Origin of the sequence: Streptomyces sp. NPDC090499 (assembly GCF_044769305.1) — a bacterium.
GTDB lineage: Bacteria > Actinomycetota > Actinomycetes > Streptomycetales > Streptomycetaceae > Streptomyces.
Map to the genome: position 1 here is coordinate 102,523 of NZ_JBIVXP010000005.1, position 16,408 is coordinate 118,930.

Genomic DNA, 16,408 nt, shown 5'->3' on the forward strand with positions numbered 1-16,408 from the left:
GCCGATGATTCCCGGAGAAGTGCTCTTCGCCGACGGGCCTGTCGTATTCAATGCGGGCCGTGAGGTCACCCGGCTGACCGTCCTCAACGCCGCCGACCGGCCCGTCCAGGTCGGCTCCCACTACCACTTCGCCGAGGCCAACCCCGGACTGGAGTTCGACCGGGACGCGGCCCGCGGCAAGCGGCTGAACGTCGCCGCCGGCACCGCCGTCCGCTTCGAGCCCGGCATCCCCGTCGACGTCGAACTCGTCCCGCTCACCGGCGCCCGGGTGGTCCCCGGGCTGCGCGGCGAGACCGGAGGTGCCCTCGATGCCTGAGATCTCCCGCGCCGCCTACGCCGACCTGTTCGGGCCGACCACCGGCGACCGGATCCGGCTCGCCGACACCGACCTGGTCGTCGAGATCGAGGAGGACCGCTCCGGCGGCCCCGGACTCGCCGGGGACGAGGCGGTCTTCGGCGGCGGCAAGGTCATCCGCGAATCGATGGGCCAGTCGCGTGCTACGCGCGCAGACGGCACCCCCGACACGGTCATCACGGGTGCCGTGATCATCGACCACTGGGGCATCGTCAAGGCCGACATCGGCATCCGCGACGGCCGCATCACCGGCATCGGCAAGGCCGGCAACCCCGACACCATGGACGGCGTCCACCCCGACCTGGTGATCGGCCCCGAGACCGAGGTCATCGCCGGCAACGGCCGCATCCTCACCGCGGGCGGCGTCGACGCCCACGTCCACTTCATCTGCCCGCAGATCGCCGACGAGGCGCTGGCCGCGGGGATCACGACACTGGTGGGCGGCGGCACCGGTCCCGCCGAGGGCTCGAAGGCGACCACCGTCACCCCCGGCCCCTGGCACCTCGCCCGGATGCTGGAGGCCATGGAGCAGTACCCGCTCAACATCGGCTTCCTCGGCAAGGGCAACACCGTCTCGCACGAGGCGATGCTCTCCCAGATCCGGGGCGGGGCGCTCGGGCTGAAGCTGCACGAGGACTGGGGGTCGACCCCGGCCGTCATCGACGCGGCCCTCACCGTCGCCGACCGGACCGGCATCCAGGTCGCCATCCACACGGACACCCTGAACGAAGCGGGCTTCGTGGCGGACACCCTCGCCGCGATCGGCGGGCGGGGGATCCACGCCTACCACACCGAGGGCGCGGGCGGCGGGCACGCCCCGGACATCATGACCGTCGTCTCCGAACCGCACGTGCTGCCGAGTTCGACCAACCCGACCCGGCCGTACACCGTGAACACCGCCGAGGAACACCTGGACATGCTGATGGTGTGCCACCACCTCAACCCGGCGGTGCCGGAGGACCTGGCCTTCGCCGAGTCGCGGATCCGGCCGTCGACGATCGGCGCGGAGGACATACTCCACGACCTCGGCGCGATCTCGATCATCTCCTCCGACGCCCAGGCCATGGGACGCGTGGGCGAGGTGATCCTGCGGACCTGGCAGACCGCGCACGTGATGAAGCGGCGGCGGGGCGCGCTGCCGGGCGACGGGCGGGCCGACAACCACCGGGTACGGCGGTACGTCGCCAAGTACACGATCAACCCGGCCCTCGCGCAGGGCCTGGCCCGCGAGATCGGCTCGGTCGAGACCGGGAAACTCGCCGACCTGGTGCTCTGGGAGCCCGCGTTCTTCGGGGTCAAGCCGCAGGTCGTCCTCAAGGGCGGCCAGATCGCCTACGCGCAGATGGGCGACGCCAACGCGTCGATCCCGACGCCCCAGCCGATCCTGCCGCGCCCGATGTACGGCGCGATGGGGCGGGCGCCGGCCGCCAACTCCTTCAACTTCGTCGCCCCGTTGGCGATCGAGGACGGCCTGCCGGAGCGGCTGCAGCTCGGGAAGAGGTTCGTCGCCATCGGGTCGACCCGTGGCGTGACCAAGGCGGACATGCGGGAGAACGACGCGCGCCCGCACGTCCGGGTCGACCCCGACAGCTTCGCCGTGTACATCGACGGGGAACTGGTCGAGGCGACGCCGGCCGCCGAACTGCCCATGGCCCAGCGCTACTTCCTCTTCTGAGAGCTGGTGGTGTGATGTCTCGGGCGGCATTGCTGGTGCTGGCCGACGGCCGCTTTCCCGCCGGAGGGCATGCGCACTCCGGCGGGGCGGAGGCGGCCGTCAAGGCCGGCCGGATCACCGGGGCCGCGAGCCTGGAGGAGTACTGCCGGGGGCGGCTGCACACGGCGGGGCTGGTCGCCGGGGCGTTCGCGGCGGCCGCGGTGCTGGGCGCGGACGTGCGGGAGCTGGACGCCGCGGCCGACGCGCGGACGCCGTCGGCCGCGCTGCGGGGCGCTGCGCGCAGGCTCGGGCGGCAGTTGCTGCGGGCCGCGCGGGTGGCCTGGCCTTGTGCCGAACTCGACGCGCTGGCCGGGGAGTTCCCCAAGGGGGCTCATCAGCCGTTGGTGTTGGGGGTGGTGGCCAGGGCGGCGGGGCTCTCGGCGGGGGACGCGGCGTACTGCGCGGCGTACGAGTGCGTGAGCGGGCCGGCGACGGCGGTGGTGCGGTTGCTGGGGCTGGATCCGTTCGAGGCGACGGGGGTGCTGGCGCGGCTGGCGGGGGAGGTGGACCTGGTGGTCGACCGGGCGGTGGAGGCGGCGCGGGGGGTGGTCGGCGGGGCGGGGGTCGAGGCGTTGCCTGCGGCTTCGGCGCCGTTGACGGAGATCGGGGCGGAGTGGCATGCGGGGTGGGCGGTGCGGTTGTTCGCGTCGTAGGCGTTTCCTCGCCCCCGCCGCCCCTACCCGTCCCGTCCCTCCAGGGGGTGGGCCCCCTTCGACCGCCCGGTTCGGGGGCTGCCGCCCCCGGACCCCCGCATCGGCCTCCGGCCTCGTCCTCAAACGCCGGACGGGCTGGAGGGTGGGGGTGCGGGACGGCCGCCGCCCTTGGGTGGGGCTGGAGGTCGGGGGCGTAGCCCGGTCGGCGTCCTCAAACGCCGGACGGGCTGGAGGGTGGGGGTGCGGGACGGCCGCCGCCCTTGGGTGGGGCTGGAGGTCGGGGGCGCAGCCCGGTCGGCGTCCTCAAACGCCGGACGGGCTGGAGGGGGGACCGCCCTGGACGGGCTGAAACACAAAGCTTGTTGAAAAGGAGCCGAACATGCATCTCGACCACGATCACCAGCACGGCCCGGCCGCGCTCAGTGCCGATGCCCGGCGGTCCGACGGGTCCCGTCGGGCTTTGCGGATCGGGCTCGGCGGGCCCGTGGGGTCCGGGAAGACCGCTACTGTCGCCGCGCTGTGCCGGGCGCTGCGGGAGGAGTTGTCGCTCGCCGTCGTCACCAACGACATCTACACCCGTGAGGACGCCGAGTTCCTGCTCCGGGAGGCGGTGCTGCCGCCGGAGCGGATCGCCGCCGTCGAGACGGGGGCGTGTCCGCACACCGCGATCAGGGACGACATCTCGGCCAATCTGGAGGCCGTGGAGGACCTGGAGGACGAGGTCGGGCCGCTGGACCTCGTCCTCGTCGAGTCGGGTGGGGACAATCTCACCGCCACCTTCTCCAAGGGGCTCGTGGACGCGCAGATCTTCGTGATCGACGTGGCGGGAGGGGACGACATCCCGCGCAAGGGCGGGCCGGGGGTGACCACCGCCGATCTGCTCGTCGTCAACAAGACGGACCTGGCGCCCTACGTCGGGTCGGATCTGGCCCGGATGGCCGCCGATGCCAAGGCGCAGCGGGCCGAACTGCCCGTCGTCTTCCAGTCGTTGCGCAGTGAGGCCGGTGTCGCGGACGTGGCCGCGTGGGTGCGGGAGCGGATCGTGGCGTGGGCCGTATGACGGGGACGGCCGTACGCGCTGTCGCTCGGATCGTCGCGCGGGACGACGGGCGGGGCGGTACCTCGCTGCCGGTGCTGGAGGGCGAGGGGCCGCTCGCGCTGCGGCGTACCAGGGGGAGCGGGGCCGAGGCCCGGGTGATGGTCGTCGGGGCGATGAGCGGGCCGCTCGGCGGGGACCGGTTCGGGATCGAGGCCCGGGTCGAGGAAGGCGCCCGGCTGACCGTCGGGTCGGCCGCCGCGACCATCGCCCTGCCCGGACAGGGGAAGGAGGAGGCGCGGTACGACGTGCGGCTCGATGTCGCCGACGGAGGCGAACTGCGCTGGCTGCCCGAGCAGTTGATCTCGGCCAAGGGGAGTGAGCTGTGCGTGACGACACGCGCCGAGGTCGGCGCCCGGGGGCGGCTCGTGGTGCGGGAGGAGCAGGTGCTCGGGCGGGTGGGGGAGGAGCCGGGGCGGCTCGGCAGCCGGCTCACCGTGCGGGTGGCCGGGAGAGCGGTGCTGGACCAGGAGCTGGCCTGCGGGCCCGGGGCGCCCGGCGGCTGGGACGGGCCGGCCGTGCTGGCGGGACATCGCGCGATCGGGCAACTCGTGGTCGCGCGGCCCGAGTTCGCGGAGCACCCGGTGGCCGCACGGATGCTGGGGGAGGGAGCCGCGCTCACCCCGCTCGCCGGGCCCGCGGTGTTGGTGAGTGCGGTGGCGGGCGACGCGCTGCGGCTGCGCCGGATCCTGGACGAGGCGTTGGCCCAGTTCGGCGGTTGATCGCTCAGCGGGACGTCGACGTCCGGTTATCGGATTGGTAAAGACGGCTGTTGAGCCCTGTTCTCAGGGACCTCACAGCAGCAAGGATCTCCCCTGACCATTCGTCATGATGTACGGGGAGGGGCCCACTTGAGGGACAACTTCAGATCGAGGAGCCGGACGCTGGCGCTCGGTTCGGCCGGAGCGCTCGTCACGGCCAGCCTGATCACCGGTGCCCTCGCGGCACCCGCCGCCGGTGCCGAGGCCCGGCACGGCGGCCAGGACCGCGCACAGCAGGGGGCGGCGATCGCGGCCGCACGGGCCGCCAAGGCCGGGATCGGCTGGGCCGACTGCCCGGCCGACTGGGCCCTGACCAAGCCCGTCCAGTGCGGCTGGGTCAGCGTGCCGCTCGACTACACCAAGCCCTACGGCAAGCAGATCAGGCTCGCCGTCGACCGAATAGGCAGCACGGGGACGCCGGCCGAGCGCCAGGGCGCGCTCGTCTACAACCCCGGCGGCCCCGGCGGCTCGGGCATGCGCTTCCCGCTCCGGGTCACCACCAAGAACCCCCTGTGGGTCAACACCTCGAAGGCGTACGACTTCGTGGGCTTCGACCCGCGCGGCGTCGGCCACTCCGCGCCCATCTCCTGCGAGGACCCGCAGGAGTTCGTGAAGGCGCCCAAGGCCGACCCGGTGCCGGACACCGAGGCCGACAAGACCGCACAGCGCAAGCTGGCCAAGGAGTACGCGGACGGCTGCGCCGAGCGCACCGGCCGCGCCATGCTCCAGCAGATGACCACCGCGAACACCGCCCGCGACCTGGACGTCATCCGGGCCGCGCTCGGCGAGCAGAAGCTCAACTACCTGGGTGTCTCCTACGGCACCTACCTCGGCGCGGTGTACGGCACGCTGTTCCCGGGCCACGTGCGCCGGATGATCGTCGACAGCGTCGTCAACCCGTCCCGGAAGAACATCTGGTACCAGGCCAACCTGGACCAGGACGTCGCCTTCGAGGGCCGCTGGAAGGACTGGGAGGACTGGGTCGCCGCACACGACTCCGCCTTCCACCTCGGGACCACGCGGGACGCCGTCCAGGCCAAGTGGCTCCAGCTGCGCGCCACCGCCAAGGCGAACCCGATCGGCGGGGTCGTCGGACCGGCCGAGCTGATCGGCTTCTTCCAGAGCGCGCCGTACTACGACTCCTCGTGGGTCCCGGTCGCCACGGTGTTCAGCAAGTACTTCGCCGGCGACACCCAGGCCCTGGTCGACGCCGCCGCCCCGGACCTGACCGACACGGCCGGCAACATCACGTCGGAGAACGGCAACGCCGTCTACACCGCGGTCGAGTGCACCGACGCCCAGTGGCCGACCGGCTGGCACAAGTGGGACCGCGACAACACCGAGCTCAACACGCAGTACCCCTTCATGACCTGGGCCAACGCCTGGCTCAACCTGCCGTGTGCCACCTGGCCGGTCAAGCAGCAGACCCCGGTGGAGGTCAGGACCCACAAGGGTCTGCCGCCGGTGCTGATCGTGCAGTCCACGCGTGACGCCGCCACCCCGTACCCCGGCGCCGTCGAACTGCACAAGCGCTTCCAGGGCTCCCGCCTCATCACCGAGCAGGGCGCCGGCTCGCACGGCGTGACCGGCCTGGTCAACCCGTGCATCAACAGCCGTGTCGACACCTACCTGCTCACCGGCAGGCTGGACGGCGCGGACGTCCTCTGCACCCCGCACGCGACACCGCAGCCGTAACCCTTCCGGTACGACGACGAGGGGCGGCGGGATCCACTCCCGCCGCCCCTCACTCGTAGGTCCACGACCTCAACTCAGCGGCGCCCGCGGGAACCTGCGCTCCTTCTCGCCCTTCGCCGCCGTCTGCCCGGCCTTGACGACGGCCGCGTACTCGTCGACGTACTCCTGCTCGGACAGGGTCAGGATGGCGTACATGATCTCGTCGGTGATGGCGCGCAGGACGGCCTTCTCGTGCTCCATCCCCGCGTAGCGGGAGAACTCCAGGGGCTTGCCGAAGCGGATCACGACGGGGTGGACGTTCGGGATGACCTTGCCGGGCGGCTGCGCCTCGAAGGTGCCGATCATCGCGCAGGGGATCACCGGGACACCGGCCCGCAGCGCCATCACGGCGACCCCGACCTTGCCCTTGTACAGGCGGCCGTCGTGCGAGCGGGTGCCCTCCGGGTAGATGCCGAGCAGTTCGCCCTTGCCCAGCACCCCGAGCCCCTCCCGGATCGCGGCCTGGCCCGCCTCCTTGCCGGAGCGGTCCACCGGGATCTGCCCCGCGCTGCGGAAGAAGAAGGCGGTCAGCCGGCCCCGCACCCCCGGTCCCGTGAAGTACTCCGCCTTGGCGAGGAAGGTGATGCGCCGCTTGAGGACGGCCGGCATCAGGAAGTGGTCGGAGAAGGAGAGATGGTTGCCCGCGATGATCGCCGGTCCCGTCGGCGGCACATGTTCCAGGCCCTCGATCCGCGGCCGGAACACCACTCTCAGCAGCGGCCCCAGCAGTACGTACTTGAGCAGGTAGTAGAACACGGCTCGCCCCTTACTTGTTCGTTCCCCCAGGTTGGCTGGGCGGCGGGTCGGACTCTGGCGGCGGCTGTCTTCGCCCGTCCCGGACACGGGGTGTGGGTCTGTTCGGGGCAGCTCGATGTACCTGGGACAGGTGTGCCGGAGACTGTCTGGATCTTCGGCACAGTGTCTCAGCGATATGAGGGTGAGTCACTACGGGCGGACCCTGGAGCGTGCCTTCTTACCGCGGCGAGGTGGCCGGCTGCGGGGAGCGGAGCACCAGCAGGGTGATCTCGCTGGGGGCGAAGATGCGGAACGGCGGGCCCCAGAAGCCGGTACCGCGGCTGGTGTAGAGGAGGGTGCGGGCGCCGTGGCGGCTGAGGCCGGCCACGACGGGCTGGTCGATGCGGACCAGGTAGTGGAAGGGCCAGATCTGGCCGCCGTGGGTGTGGCCGGAGAGCTGGAGGTCGACCCCGCCCGCTGCCGCCCGGTCGACGAACTTGGGCTGGTGGGCCAGGAGCAGGACGGGCAGGTCGGGGTCGGCGCCGTCCAGGGCTCCGGCGAGGTGGGCGCGGTGGCCGGCCAGCCCGGAGGACTCGGCGGTGACGTCGTCCACGCCGGCCACCACGATGGTGTCGCCGCCGCGTTCGACCAGCAGGTGGCGGTTGCGCAGCGGCTCCCAGCCCAGCTCGTCCATCAGGTCGACCCAGCCCTGGGCCTCGCTGTAGTACTCGTGGTTGCCGGTGACGTAGACGCGGGCCCGGGTGGCCCGCACGGTACCGAGGGGGACCGCCTGGGCGCGGCGGCGTTCGGCCGTGCCGTCCGCGATGTCGCCGGTGTGGCAGACCACGTCGGCTTCGAGGGTGTTCACCGTCTCGCACACCCGTGCCGACCAGCGGGCGCGGTCGAGCGGGCCGTAGTGGGTGTCGGTGATGAGGGCGACACGCAGGCCGTCCAACCCGGCACCCAGCCGGGGGAGTTGCACGTCGAGGCGGCGTACCCGGGGCACGCGGCGGGCCTCTGCGTACCCCCAGGCGAGCAGTACGGCGGTGGTGCCGAGGACGGCCCACGTGACGATGCGGGCCCGGTCCTGGCTCGCGCCGACTCCGGCCACGGTCAGGGCGAGCCGCAGGAGGACGCCGAGCAGGACGGACCAGGTGAACAGAGTCCAGCCGGCGCCCAGCAGGGTGTCACCTATGATCGCCGCCCGGTCCTGCTGGCGCCGGCCGTGGCCGCGCACCATCGCGAGCGGCATGCCGACGAGGCCGAGGGCGAACAGCGCGGTGGCGGCCGGCGAGACGGGCAGCGGCCAGTGCTGGCCGGTGTACAGGAGCACCCAGCAGGGCACGGCCCACAGCAGGACGGGGGCGATCAGGGGGAGGAAGCGCATCAGGCGGAGCAGTCGGCTCTGCCGCGGAGCCGGCGCTTCGCTGTCGGCGGGTCGGGTGCTGCTGGTGTCGGTCACGCTTGCCCTCTCTGACCAGGCTGCCGTCCCGCGCACTGTATCCGGTCGCCCTCGGGGCAGCGGGACGGGCGTTCACGGGGCGTCGGGACCGGCGTTCACGGGCGTGGCCGGGCCGGGCGACGCGACGGCACCAACCGAGATCTCACGTTCCGTGGGCGGTGTACGTCTACAGGTCAGGAGAAGGGAGACGCGGATGGGCACGCGACACATGGCGATCGACACCCGCCTCGGACCGGTCGTACGCGTCGCCGAGGCGAGGCGATCGCCGACCTGTACTTCGGGCACCACGTCGTTCTGACCGGAAACAAACTGGAATGCAATCGTTTGGCACCCTGGGCGCGTCTTCTATGGGATGGACATGAAACAACCGTTCGAGAGCGTGGTCGTGCGGCACGGTACGACCGTGCTGCGCGTCTGCCGGGTCGTCCTTGGCCCGCACGATGCGGAGGACGCGTGGTCGGAGACCTTCCTGGCCGCCATGCGTGCCTATCCCGGCCTGCCGGGGACGGCGAATGCGGAGGCGTGGCTCGTGACGATCGCGCACCGCAAGGCGGTCGACGGGCTGCGTGCCGCGAAACGGAACCCGCTGCCGGTCGACGAGGTGCCGGAAGCGCCGGGAGGTCAGGGCGTCCCGGACGGAGCCGGTCGAGCGGCTCAAGCAGGCGCTGTACCCGCGGCTGCTGCCCATCGCCCGCAACTGGTGGGCCAGGCTCGGCCGGCCCGCGCCGTGGCCGGACTCGCTCGACGAGTGGCTGCGGATGTGTCACGACGCCGGCCAGACGAAGTCCACGGCGATCCTGCTCCGCTACGGCGAGAAGGACTGGGACGCCCTGCACCGCGACCTGTACGGCGACCTCGTGTTCCCGCTGCAGGTCGTGATCAACCTCAACGAGCCGGGAGTGGATCACACGGGCGGCGAGTTCCTGCTGCTGGAACAGCGCCCGCGCGCCCAGTCCCGGGGCACCGCCACGCTGCTGCCGCACGGCCACGGGTACGTGTTCACCACCCGTGACCGGCCGGTCAGGTCCGCCCGCGGATGGTCCGCCGCGCCGGTCCGGCACGGCGTGTCCGCCATCCGGTCCGGTGAACGCCACACCCTCGCCCTCGTCTTCCACGACGCCGCATGAGCGACGCGCTGAACATTTGCACCCTTCTCGGGACCGACGGCCGCCCCTACCGGTCGCCGGTCAGGGGGCTGTGGGGCGGCCACCGTGGCTCGAAGATCTACGGACGCCTCGACTGCCCGAGCGCGCTGCGCGCCATCGCCCGCGGCAGCTGTGCGAAGCACCGGGTCTTCTTCGCCGACGAGACCACGGCAGCCGCCGCCGGGTTCCGCCCCTGCGGAGCCTGCTGCAAGGACCGCTACCAGGAGTGGAAGGCCGCCCGCGCGCCCCGCTGAATCGGTCGCGCTGTCCAAGGAGGTCCGCGAGCCGCACCCGCACGCGGCCCATCGCCGAAGACGCGTCAGGATGATCGCCATGACCGACGGAATTGCATGGCTTGCCGCTCCCCAGTCGATCGCCTTCGGTGGCTACAGCGTGGTGCTCGCCCGGGGGCTCGACGCCCAGGAGCTGGTGTCCCGGCTCACCGCGACGGTGTTCGGGCCGACACGGACGCCGCGTGGTCTGGGCCGCCTCACCGGCAGGGACCTCATCGATGTCGTGGAGGACGGTCCCTGGCAGCCCTACCCCGCGATAGGCCTGCGCCACGGAGAGGCCGGCGAATGGGTCTTCGTGGTCAAGTACGGCGGCTGGCAGGCGGAGTTCGGCCCGCAGCCGCCGGTCTCCCGGGGTGGCGCACACGTCTTCCAGCTGGAGTTCGAAGAGGAGAACGGCAAGCCGGTACCGCCCCAGTTCTCCTATCTCCATGACGACCGTCTCATGTGTGCGTTCAATCTCCATCTGGACGGCTCATGGGGATACGACGGCGTGGACGGTGACCGTGAGACGGCGGTGCGCGTCGAGGAGATGCTGGCTGCCGCCGGTCTGCCGGATGCCGGCATGCCCCGCCGCGACGTGCACCGCACCGCGCTGGAGGTCGTCCAGCGGTGCTTCGGCCTTTCCCTGCCGCGCAGGCAGGTCCTGGAGGCCGCGCTTCCCGCCGTGGTCCTGGAGCTCGCCCAGCCGGCGACCCCGTCCGGCTGACGCCGCTACGCGTTCCGCTGTCCGTCGCCCGCCTGCTCCAGGGCGGCCTCGTAGGCGTGCAGGGCGGTGATGACCGTGGCGCGCTCCGCGGGGGCGAGGCCGTGCATGACGCATTCCCAGGCGGAGGCGCTGCCGGACAGCCATTCGCCGATCGGAGCGGCGTAGGAGGGGGCGATGGCGACGATGCGGCGGCGCCGGTCGGCGGGATCGGCGGTGCGTTCCAGGACGCCTGGCCGTGACAGCTCGCTGACCATGAGGCTGACGGTCGTCGGGGCCACCTCCAGCCGGGCGGCCAGTTCGTTGACGCTGGTGGGGCCGTCGAACTCCAGGTGGGCCAGCAACGCGAGATGCCGCGGTGCCAGGTCCAGGCCCCGGAGCGCTGGAGGGACGGGCAGGCGCTTGGCGCGGCCGACGAGCCGTGGCATGAGCAACAGCAGGGTGCGGACGGCCTCGTCGACGGCTGGACCGTCCGATTCCGTGGACATCGGCGACCTCTTCCAACTACCTTTAAATACAAAGACTTTGAGTCCAAAGGGAACGGGGTCCACTATGCCGCACCTGACCGTCCACCTTCCAGAGACCAGGCTGACCGGCAAGGAACCCGTGCTCGTCGCCGCGCTGACCGACGCGGTCGTCGACGTCTACGGCGAATGGGCCCGCGACCTCGTGAGCATCCGCCTGGCCGGAGTCCCCGCAGGCCGTTACGCGCAGGGCGGCAAGGCCGTGGACACCAACGCCTCGGTGATCCTGGGTGTCCGCGCCGGCGTCTTCGACCGCCCCGACGCCGCCCGGATCACCGAACGCCTCGGCGCCGGCCTCACCGAGGCGATCGCGCGTGTCGTCGGCGACGACCTCCGCGCCGGGACCATGGTCGAACTCGTGGCGTCACCGCCGGACCGGACCTTCCTCGGCGGAGTCCTGACCGTGTGACGCCCTTTCCGGGCGCCTGCTTGGCCTGCCTTTCGAACGGCGGTCGACACCGTCGACCGGGGCGTGCCCGGGGCGGCCGGTCCTCAGGGTGTGCATAGGATGGGCCCGATGCGCCCCACCGAGCCGCCCGCCCCCCGACCGCCGCACCGGCGTCGGCGTGCCCTGCTCGTGCTGGGACTGCTGGTCGGGCTGTTCGGCATGCACGCGCTGGCGCCCGGCGGTCTCATGGGAATGGGCGGTGGGCACGAGCGGACCGTTTCCCGTCCCGCGGTCGTGGTCACCGCGTACGACGGCTGCTCCGGCGACGACGGCCACTGCGGCGGCGACCACGCGCACCACGCCGACGCGACCTGCGCCTCCGGCGCGGTCAGCGGCGGACCGGCGCTGCCCGCGCTGGTCCCGGACCCGGTCCCCGTGCCCGCGGGCGACTGCCTGGCCGCCGCCCGCCCGGCCACGGCGCCGGACGGCGCACGGGCACCCCCCGACCTGGCCGAACTCCAGCTCCTGCGGATCTAGAGGCACCCGAGCCGGCCGTGCGCGCACAGCGCGGCGGTCGCGCTCCCGCGTGCCCGTACAGACCTATCGCAGGAGACCCAGCATGACCATCACGCGTACCCGTGCCGTCCTCGTCGCGCTCACCGCGACCGCCGCCCTCGCGCTCACCGGGTGCGGCAGCGGCGACGACAGCTCCGACACCGCACACGCGTCGCACTCGGCGGCGGCCGGCACCACCGCGACCGCCAGTGCCGGTGCGCACAACGCTCAGGACGTGTCCTTCGCGCAGAGCATGATCCCGCACCACGAGCAGGCCCTGGAGATGGCCGGGCTCGCCGTCGACCGCGGCTCCTCCGCTCAGGTGCGCAGCCTCGCCGCCCGGATCGAGAAGGCCCAGGACCCGGAGATCAGGACCATGACCGGCTGGCTGAAGGCCTGGGGTGAGGACGTGCCGATGGCGGGCATGGACCACAGCGGTCACGCCGGCATGGCCGGGATGATGTCCGACAAGGACATGACCATGCTGAAGCAGGCCAAGGGGACGGACTTCGACTCGATGTTCCTGACCATGATGGTCGAGCACCACCGGGGTGCCGTCGAGATGGCCGGCACCGAGAAGGCCAAGGGCGCCTACGGCCCCGCCACGAGCATGGCCGATGCCATCGTCACCGCCCAGAACGCCGAGATCAAGGAGATGAAGAAGCTCCTCGGCAAGGGCTGACCGGGGTCGGGGTGGCCGCGCCCACGGGCGAGGCCACGGGCGCGGCCACCCCGGGCTCAGGCCGCCAGCACCTTCTCCAACGCGCCCAGCGCCGACCGCAGTTCCTCCGCCGTGACGGTCAGCGGCGGGGCCAGCCGGATCGTGGAGCCGTGGGTGTCCTTGACCAGGACGCCCTCCCGCATCAGGCGCTCCCCGATCTCCCGCCCGGTGCCGATCGCCGGGTCCACGTCGACGCCCGCCCACAGCCCGCGCGAGCGGAATCCGACCACGCCGTTGCCGACCAGCTCCGCCAGGCCGTCCCGGAGGATCACGCCCAGCTCGGCGGCCCGGCGCTGGAAGTCGCCGGTCTCCAGCAGCTCGACCACCGCGGTGCCGACCGCCGCCGCGAGCGGGTTGCCGCCGAACGTCGAGCCGTGCTCGCCGGGGTGCAGCACCCCGAGCACCTCCCGGCGGGCCACCACCGCCGACACCGGCACGATCCCGCCGCCCAGCGCCTTGCCGAGCAGCAGCACGTCCGGGACGACGTCCTCGTGGTCGACGGCGAGGGTGCGGCCGGTGCGGCCGAGGCCGGACTGGATCTCGTCGGCGATGAACAGGCAGCCCTTGCGGCGGGTCAGCTCCCGGACCCCGGTCAGGTAGCCGTCGTCGGGGATCAGCACCCCGGCCTCGCCCTGGATCGGCTCGATCAGCACCGCCGCCGTGGTCTCGTCGACCGCCGCCTCCAGCGCGGCCAGGTCGTTGTACGGCACGATCCGGAAGCCCGGCGTGAACGGGCCGAAGCCCGCGCGGGCCGTCTCGTCGGTGGAGAAGCTGACGATCGTGGTCGTACGGCCGTGGAAGTTGTCCGCGGCGACGACGATCGTGGCCCGGTCGGCCGGGACGCCCTTCACGTCGTAGGCCCACTTGCGGGCCACCTTGATGCCGGACTCGACCGCCTCGGCACCGGTGTTCATCGGCAGCACCATGTCCAGGCCGGTCAACTCCGCCAGGCGCTCCGCGAATTCGGCGAGCCGGTCGTTGTGGAAGGCGCGCGAGGTGAGGGTGAGGCGGTCCAGCTGGCGGTGCGCGGCCTCGATCAGCGCCGGGTGGCGGTGGCCGAAGTTGAGGGCCGAGTAGCCGGCCAGCATGTCGAGGTAGCGGCGGCCCTCGACGTCCTCCACCCAGGCGCCCTCGGCGCGGGCCACGACGACGGGCAGCGGGTGGTAGTTGTGCGCGAGGACCGGTCCCTCCGCCTCGATCAGCTCGGCGGAGGTGCGTGCGCGTGCGGGTGCGGTCATCAGGGGGATCTCCTGGCCCTCGGCGGATGTCAGCGGATTTCCTGGGTGCAGCACTTGATGCCGCCGCCTGCCTTGTGGAACTCCGACAGGTCGACGGGGACGGGCTCGTAGCCCTGGTCGGCGAGCCGGGCGGCGAGCGCCTCGGCCTGCGGCGCGATGAAGACGTGGCGGCCGTCGGAGACCGAGTTCAGGCCCCATGCCAGCGCGTCGTCGCGGGTGGCGAGGACCGCCTCCGGGAACAGCCGGCTCAGCACCTCGCGGCTGCCGGGGGAGAAGGCCTCGGGGTAGTAGACGATGTTCGCCTCGTCGAGGACGAACAGCGCGGTGTCCAGGTGGTAGAAGTACGGGTCCACCAGGGTCAGGCTGATCACCGGGTGGCCGAAGAACTCCTGGGCCTCGCGGTGCGCCTCGCGGCTGGTGCGGAACCCGGTGCCGGCGAGCAGGTACCGGCCCGTCCACACCAGGTCGCCCTCGCCCTCGACCACCGAGCCCGGACGGTGCACGTCGTAGCCCGCGGTCTTGAACCAGAGGTCGTAGTGGGAGGACTCGGGGCGCCGCTCGGGCGCGTGGAAGAGCGAGCCGAAGACGCGGCCGCCGACGACGACCGCCGAGTTCGCGGCGAACACCATGTCGGGCAGACCGGGGACCGGCTCCAGCCGGTCGACGCTGTGGCCGTGGGTGCGGTAGGCGCCGATCAGCGCGGTCCACTGCTCCTGGGCCAGGTCGACGTCGACCCTGGTGTCGGGGTTCATCCACGGATTGATCGCGTACTGCACGGCGAAATGTCTGGGCTCGCAGACGAGAAAGCGCCTGAGGCGCGGTACACGGCTTTCGGACACAGAGGGGTTCCTCCGCTTTCCCGCGGTGTCGACTGGGGGTTGACACCAAGGTAGAAAGCGTCGGATACGGACGACAAGAAACAAATGTTGCGCGTCTGCGCAGGAACGCTGCGTCTCCGGTCGTACAAACGCAGCATCGGTGCGTTTACTCCGGTACGGGGTGCGTGGCCCCGGCCTCCGGGCTCTCCGGCAGCAGATGCGACAGCACCATCACGCTGATCGTCTTCCGGATGAACGGCTCCACCCTGATCCGCTCCAGCACCTCCTCGAAGTGGTCCACGTCCCGGGCCCGCACATGCAGCAGTGCGTCCGCGCCGCCGGTCACCGTCATGGCCGCGGTGATCTCCGGATGGTTGCGGACCACCTCCGCGAGCCGCCGGGGCGGCGCCGCGCCCTCGCAGTACACCTCGACGTACGCCTCCGTGCGCCAGCCGAGGGCCGCCGGGGTGACGGTGGCCGTGAACCCGGTGATCACACCGGTCTCGCGCAGCCGGTCGACCCGCCGCTTCACTGCCGTCGCGGAGAGCCCGACGGCCGCGCCGATCTCGGCGAAGCTGGTCCGCGCGTTCGCCATCAACGCGGTGGTGATCTTCCGGTCGAGGTCGTCGAAGGGGGCGGTGCCGCTGTTCATGCCCGCACTGTAACCACGGGTGCAGACAGTTCGGGAACACCACGTCATCCGGCGCGAACGTCCACGTCCGGCGCATGTCCAGCGTCGCGTTCCGCCGCCTACACTCCGTTCATGCTGCGCGCCCTCGCCGTCGACGACGAACGCCCCTCGCTGGAGGAGCTGCTCTATCTGCTGAACGCCGATCCGCGCATCGGCAGCGTCGAGGGCGCCGGGGACGCCACCGAGGCGCTGCGCCGCATCACCCGCGCCCTGGAGTCCGGCCCGCAGGGCCCCGAAGCCATCGACGTCGTCTTCCTCGACGTCCAGATGCCCGGCCTGGACGGCCTCGACCTGGCCCGGCTGCTCACCGGCTTCGCCCGGCCCCCGCTGGTCGTCTTCGTCACCGCCCACGAGGACTTCGCGGTAAGGGCCTTCGACCTCAAGGCGGTCGACTACGTCCTGAAGCCGGTCCGCAAGGAGCGCCTCGCGGAGGCCGTGCGCCGGGCCGCCGAACTGCGCGGCACCGCGGCCCGGATACCCGTGCACGAACCCGACCCCGACCACATACCCGTCGAACTCGGCGGTGTGACACGGTTCGTGGCCGTCGACGACATCACCCACGTCGAGGCCCAGGGCGACTACGCCCGCCTGCACACCGACCGCGGCAGCCACCTGGTCCGCATCCCGCTGTCCACCCTGGAGGAGCGCTGGCGCTCCCGCGGCTTCGTCCGCATCCACCGCCGCCACCTCGTCAACCTCCGCCACGTCGGCGAACTCCGCCTGGACGCGGGCACGGTGAGCGTCCTGGTCGGCGGCGAGGAGCTCCAGGTCAGCAGGCGGCACGCCCGCGAGCTGCGGGACCTGCTGATGAGGAGGGCCTGA

The 16,408-nt window shown here is 72.1% G+C and carries 19 protein-coding genes and 1 pseudogene; 14 read left to right on the plus strand and 6 right to left on the minus strand.

What is annotated here, in order from left to right; all coding sequences use genetic code 11:
• Window positions 1-4: 4 nt before the first annotated feature.
• From ACIQVL_RS19760 to ACIQVL_RS19785, 6 genes are all read left to right on the plus strand, one after another.
• On the plus strand, window positions 5-316 hold the full coding sequence (locus tag ACIQVL_RS19760) for an urease subunit beta (protein ID WP_351955696.1): 312 nt from the start codon (window positions 5-7) through the stop codon (window positions 314-316).
• Window positions 309-2,030 (plus strand): urease subunit alpha, encoded by a 1,722-nt coding sequence (locus tag ACIQVL_RS19765; protein ID WP_403442478.1) that lies wholly within the window; start codon window positions 309-311, stop codon window positions 2,028-2,030. Before ACIQVL_RS19760 ends, ACIQVL_RS19765 begins: the two co-directional genes overlap by 8 nt.
• A gap of 14 nt (window positions 2,031-2,044) precedes the next feature.
• On the plus strand, window positions 2,045-2,722 hold the full coding sequence (locus tag ACIQVL_RS19770) for an urease accessory protein UreF (RefSeq protein ID WP_403442475.1): 678 nt from the start codon (window positions 2,045-2,047) through the stop codon (window positions 2,720-2,722).
• Between the two features lie 379 nt (window positions 2,723-3,101).
• Window positions 3,102-3,782 (plus strand): urease accessory protein UreG, encoded by a 681-nt coding sequence (gene ureG / locus ACIQVL_RS19775; RefSeq protein WP_403442472.1) that lies wholly within the window; start codon window positions 3,102-3,104, stop codon window positions 3,780-3,782.
• Window positions 3,779-4,540 (plus strand): urease accessory protein UreD, encoded by a 762-nt coding sequence (locus ACIQVL_RS19780; RefSeq protein WP_403442699.1) that lies wholly within the window; start codon window positions 3,779-3,781, stop codon window positions 4,538-4,540. Before ureG ends, ACIQVL_RS19780 begins: the two co-directional genes overlap by 4 nt.
• Before the next feature lie 129 nt (window positions 4,541-4,669).
• Window positions 4,670-6,274, plus strand: coding sequence for an alpha/beta hydrolase (locus ACIQVL_RS19785; protein WP_403475939.1), 1,605 nt, complete (start codon window positions 4,670-4,672; stop codon window positions 6,272-6,274).
• 69 nt (window positions 6,275-6,343) lie between these two features.
• Here ACIQVL_RS19785 and ACIQVL_RS19790 read toward each other — a convergent pair whose 3' ends face one another.
• On the minus strand, window positions 6,344-7,069 hold the full coding sequence (locus ACIQVL_RS19790) for a lysophospholipid acyltransferase family protein (RefSeq protein ID WP_403442466.1): 726 nt from the start codon (window positions 7,067-7,069) through the stop codon (window positions 6,344-6,346).
• Between the two features lie 217 nt (window positions 7,070-7,286).
• Window positions 7,287-8,510 carry a metallophosphoesterase gene (locus tag ACIQVL_RS19795; RefSeq protein WP_403475940.1) on the minus strand — a complete coding sequence of 408 codons (1,224 nt, stop codon included), beginning with the start codon at window positions 8,508-8,510 and terminating at the stop codon, window positions 7,287-7,289.
• 358 nt (window positions 8,511-8,868) lie between these two features.
• Here ACIQVL_RS19795 and ACIQVL_RS19800 point away from each other — a divergent pair.
• The 4 genes and pseudogenes from ACIQVL_RS19800 to ACIQVL_RS19815 all read left to right on the plus strand — a co-directional run.
• A pseudogene (locus ACIQVL_RS19800) lies at window positions 8,869-9,030 on the plus strand (RNA polymerase sigma factor); the annotation flags it as partial.
• A 46-nt stretch (window positions 9,031-9,076) separates the two neighbouring features.
• Complete coding sequence (locus ACIQVL_RS19805) at window positions 9,077-9,637, plus strand: 2OG-Fe(II) oxygenase (protein ID WP_403475941.1); 561 nt, start codon at window positions 9,077-9,079, stop codon at window positions 9,635-9,637.
• Window positions 9,634-9,909 (plus strand): Ada metal-binding domain-containing protein, encoded by a 276-nt coding sequence (locus ACIQVL_RS19810; RefSeq protein WP_403475942.1) that lies wholly within the window; start codon window positions 9,634-9,636, stop codon window positions 9,907-9,909. The genes ACIQVL_RS19805 and ACIQVL_RS19810 overlap by 4 nt, the downstream gene beginning before the upstream one ends.
• A gap of 79 nt (window positions 9,910-9,988) precedes the next feature.
• Window positions 9,989-10,654 carry a hypothetical protein gene (locus tag ACIQVL_RS19815; RefSeq protein WP_403439715.1) on the plus strand — a complete coding sequence of 222 codons (666 nt, stop codon included), beginning with the start codon at window positions 9,989-9,991 and terminating at the stop codon, window positions 10,652-10,654.
• A 5-nt stretch (window positions 10,655-10,659) separates the two neighbouring features.
• On the opposite strand, the gene ACIQVL_RS19820 is transcribed toward ACIQVL_RS19815, so the two are convergent.
• Window positions 10,660-11,139 (minus strand): MarR family winged helix-turn-helix transcriptional regulator, encoded by a 480-nt coding sequence (locus ACIQVL_RS19820; protein ID WP_403439714.1) that lies wholly within the window; start codon window positions 11,137-11,139, stop codon window positions 10,660-10,662.
• Window positions 11,140-11,203: 64 nt separating this feature from the next.
• On the opposite strand from ACIQVL_RS19820, the gene ACIQVL_RS19825 reads away from it, so the two are divergent.
• From ACIQVL_RS19825 to ACIQVL_RS19835, 3 genes are all read left to right on the plus strand, one after another.
• Entirely contained in the window at window positions 11,204-11,584 is a 381-nt protein-coding gene (locus ACIQVL_RS19825; protein ID WP_403439712.1) for a 4-oxalocrotonate tautomerase family protein, read from the plus strand.
• 108 nt (window positions 11,585-11,692) lie between these two features.
• Window positions 11,693-12,100, plus strand: coding sequence for a DUF6153 family protein (locus ACIQVL_RS19830; RefSeq protein ID WP_403439710.1), 408 nt, complete (start codon window positions 11,693-11,695; stop codon window positions 12,098-12,100).
• Between the two features lie 82 nt (window positions 12,101-12,182).
• Window positions 12,183-12,800 (plus strand): DUF305 domain-containing protein, encoded by a 618-nt coding sequence (locus ACIQVL_RS19835; RefSeq protein ID WP_403439708.1) that lies wholly within the window; start codon window positions 12,183-12,185, stop codon window positions 12,798-12,800.
• A 56-nt stretch (window positions 12,801-12,856) separates the two neighbouring features.
• Here the strand turns inward: ACIQVL_RS19835 and rocD are convergent, their stop codons facing one another.
• The 3 genes from rocD to ACIQVL_RS19850 all read right to left on the minus strand — a co-directional run bounded on the left by rocD (window position 12,857) and on the right by ACIQVL_RS19850 (window position 15,547).
• Window positions 12,857-14,077, minus strand: coding sequence for an ornithine--oxo-acid transaminase (gene rocD, locus ACIQVL_RS19840; RefSeq protein WP_403475943.1), 1,221 nt, complete (start codon window positions 14,075-14,077; stop codon window positions 12,857-12,859).
• Between the two features lie 29 nt (window positions 14,078-14,106).
• Window positions 14,107-14,916, minus strand: a complete 810-nt coding sequence (gene ddaH / locus ACIQVL_RS19845; protein ID WP_403439704.1) for a dimethylargininase — start codon at window positions 14,914-14,916, stop codon at window positions 14,107-14,109.
• Window positions 14,917-15,061: 145 nt separating this feature from the next.
• Window positions 15,062-15,547, minus strand: coding sequence for an Lrp/AsnC family transcriptional regulator (locus ACIQVL_RS19850; protein WP_093505900.1), 486 nt, complete (start codon window positions 15,545-15,547; stop codon window positions 15,062-15,064).
• A gap of 111 nt (window positions 15,548-15,658) precedes the next feature.
• On the opposite strand from ACIQVL_RS19850, the gene ACIQVL_RS19855 reads away from it, so the two are divergent.
• Window positions 15,659-16,408: a LytR/AlgR family response regulator transcription factor gene (locus ACIQVL_RS19855; protein WP_403439702.1), complete on the plus strand. Its 750-nt coding sequence runs from the start codon at window positions 15,659-15,661 to the stop codon at window positions 16,406-16,408.